Source organism: Mariniphaga anaerophila (genome assembly GCF_900129025.1).
Lineage (GTDB): Bacteria > Bacteroidota > Bacteroidia > Bacteroidales > Prolixibacteraceae > Mariniphaga > Mariniphaga anaerophila.
The window spans coordinates 1-3,068 of the sequence record NZ_FQUM01000035.1 but is presented as its reverse complement, the minus strand read 5'-3'; the positions used below and the strand labels follow the sequence as shown (position 1 = coordinate 3,068).

Sequence of the window (3,068 nt, the reverse complement as noted above, 5' to 3'; positions counted from 1 at the left end):
GATATTCGTGATAAACAAAATATTACAAGGCTGAGCACGAATTTAGTGTAACTCATGTGACTTTAACTTTGTTAACCATGTGCCTTAACGAACATTTTGAAAAATAAAAACACGATGGGACTATTCAACATTTTTGGCAAGAAGAACACAAACTCAATCGAATTAAAAATTGACAAAAAACTTCCGATTGGAACATCTGTCAATCTATGGTTAAAACCAGATACCAATATTGTACACATCTATGAATTTGGTTATTTGAGTGGTGACGGTTTGATAGGACAACACGAAAATAAGAAGTTAGCGACTCATTTAAGAAATGAAAAAGCTTTTGAAGCAGAAGTAGTTGCTGACAAAAAAATTGAAATTAAACTCCTTGAAAAGTCAAAAGAGGAAATGCTCAATGACAATTATTTAAAAAACGAATATCCCAAATTGTTAGACGAGTTGTCAAAACCAGTTAGAGTAAAAAAAATTCAAGCCAGACTTTACATAGACAATCAAATTAAAATAGAAAAAGGAGAATTAATTTATCCTGTTTTTTCGCAAAATATTGTAGACCATTTGAAAGAAAGAATCTTAAAACTGGAATTTAAAAATGGAGAAGGAAAAATAGTTGGAATAAAGGAAAATGAGCCAAATAAAATAAGACAAATTTTAAGACTACATTTTGCAAATAAGGCGGAATTTCAGTGTAAGATTCAAAATCTGAAAGATTATGGAAATGGTATTGAATCTGAGGTATTAATTGAAATAAATTAAAAAACGTGCTATAACAAATTGCAAATTGCATTGCGGGTGCAGTGGTGTGCGTTGTCTCTGCTCCTTTCTTGACCGTCAGGTCCTGGCGGACACTGACGCTCTTCGAAATCCGCAACGACAACTTGCAAGTGACCGTTATGCCCAATATTAAAAAAGAACCTACAACATGATAAAAAAACTAACAATTGAAAATTATCGAGGATACTCGAAACATGAAATTGAATTTCGAGATTTGAGTATTGTTGTAGGCAAAAACAATGCAGGAAAAACAACTTTAATTGAAGCACTTAGATTGGTTTCTTTAGTAACCAAAAGATATAAAACAGCACCATTTAGATATGTGCCTCCTTGGCTTAAAATACCAAGAACTAACACTGGAGTAAGCCCATCCTTGGCAAGAATCGACTTTTCATATAAAAATATCTTTCATTCATACGGTGACCCTCCCGCAATTATAACTGCTGAGTTTAATAATAAAACCAAAATTGTAATATACTTTGCTGGTGAGAAACAATTTCACGCAGTTCTATTCGATGAAAACAGAAACGTTTGTAAAAAAGATAAAATAAAAAAACTTGATTTACCGGAACTTAATATATTACCGCAAATTGGACCTTTAATATTGGATGAAAAAGTACTTTTAGCAGACTATGTAAAACAAAATTTAGATTCCCCTACTTCTTCCAGACACTTTAGAAATCAGCTTGGATGTTTTCCCTCTTATTATCCAAAATTTAAAGAAATTGTAGAAACCACATGGGATGGAATCAGACTTCTAGAATATAATCCTGGGGATAGATTTTCCGAGTTAAATCCATATTTATTAATACAAGAAGGAATTTTTACAACAGAGATAGGATTAATGGGACATGGATTGCAAATGTGGCTGCAAACTCTCTGGTTTCTTGCTAGATGCAATAGTAATTCAACAGTAATTTTAGATGAACCTGATGTATATATGCATGCAGACCTACAACGTAAACTTATTCGATATTTAAAAAATGAATATTCACAAGTAATTGTTGCCACTCATTCCGTAGAAATAATGTCGGAAGTCGAACCAGAAAACATTTTGATAATTGACAAAAAGAAAGAAAAATCTGTTTTTGCTTCTGATTTTAACGCAGTACAGAAAGTCTTATTAAACATGGGTAGTATTCATAATGTAGCTTTAGCTCGTTTATGGTCTGCGAATAAATTACTAATTGTTGAAGGGAAAGACATCGATATTCTAAAAAGAATACAGAATACCATTTTTAAAAATAGTCCTGAACCATTAGATGCAATACCACATTTATCAATAGGTGGTTGGGGAGGATGGAATCGAGCAGTTGGTTCCAAATTAATGCTCAAAAATGCAGGAGAAGAAAACATAATAATTTACTGCATATTTGATTCCGACTATCATACTGAAGATGAAATAAAGGATAGAATTGACGAAGCACAAAAACATGGTATTAATCTAAAGATTTGGAAAAGGAAAGAAATTGAAAATTATCTTATTGAACCACATGCTATTAAAAGAATTTTAGAACGAGAATCAAAAAAAGTGGTTGATTTAGATGAAATTAAAAATGCGATTGATTCAATCGCAGAAAGCCTCAAAGAAGATTACCTTGACCTTTTAACAGACAAAATTCACATTAACGCAAGAAGAACAGGAAATTTTCTTGAACCTAGCACAGCAAGAAAGAAAGCACAAAAAGAATTAGAAGATTCTTGGACTGATAAATTTGCAATTGTTTCAGGAAAGAGTTTAATCAAAAAAATCAGCAATTGGACAAACAACAATTACAATGTTTCTCTAAACTCAAACAAATTAGCTCAGGAATTAACTATTTCTGAAATACCAACTGAATTACAAAATGTAATTATAAACATTGAAAACAAAAAAAGAATTTAAAATACTGGGCATAACAAATTGTAAATTGCATTGCGGGGTTTGTGGTATGTAGTACGCTGGATTCTCGCAACATCGTTCCGTCCTCGCGGACAGGAACGAGCTCCGAAATCCGCAACGACAACTTACAAGTGACCGTTACCAGCGCATTTGAAAAAGGAACTGATTAACAAATAAAAACTTATTGCAAAAAGACAAAGACAAGAAAGGAAAAGAAAAAAGACAAGCACAGGATTTCTGGACAGTCAGCCAGATTTTGGAAAGAAAAGAAGAAAACAAAGAAAAGAGCAAGACAGAAAAGATTATTCCTCAACGACAAATGAAATGTAACTGAGGAAGCGGAGCTTTGAAAAAAGTGAAAGAATATCGAATTTTGGTTGCCCAGATTGGCTGGAAAATGAATAAATTT

The 3,068-nt window shown here is 32.4% G+C and carries 3 protein-coding genes; all 3 read left to right on the top strand.

The window, feature by feature from the left end:
* The first annotated feature begins 114 nt into the window (after positions 1-114).
* The 3 genes from BUB08_RS19885 (at position 115) to BUB08_RS20445 (ending at position 2,993) form a co-directional block, all read left to right on the top strand.
* Positions 115-759 carry a hypothetical protein gene (locus BUB08_RS19885; protein WP_073003676.1) on the top strand — a complete coding sequence of 215 codons (645 nt, stop codon included), beginning with the start codon at positions 115-117 and terminating at the stop codon, positions 757-759.
* A 166-nt stretch (positions 760-925) separates the two neighbouring features.
* Positions 926-2,662 (top strand): ATP-dependent nuclease, encoded by a 1,737-nt coding sequence (locus BUB08_RS19880; RefSeq protein WP_073003675.1) that lies wholly within the window; start codon positions 926-928, stop codon positions 2,660-2,662.
* Between the two features lie 181 nt (positions 2,663-2,843).
* Positions 2,844-2,993 carry a hypothetical protein gene (locus BUB08_RS20445; protein WP_175550062.1) on the top strand — a complete coding sequence of 50 codons (150 nt, stop codon included), beginning with the start codon at positions 2,844-2,846 and terminating at the stop codon, positions 2,991-2,993.
* Positions 2,994-3,068: the final 75 nt, after the last annotated feature.

What these genes read in the sequence shown, in the direction of transcription:
- BUB08_RS19880 (WP_073003675.1), top strand. Translation starts at nt 926, where the DNA reads ATGATAAAAAAACTAACAATTGAAAATTATCGAGGATACTCGAAACAT.
- BUB08_RS19885 (WP_073003676.1), top strand. Translation starts at nt 115, where the DNA reads ATGGGACTATTCAACATTTTTGGCAAGAAGAACACAAACTCAATCGAA.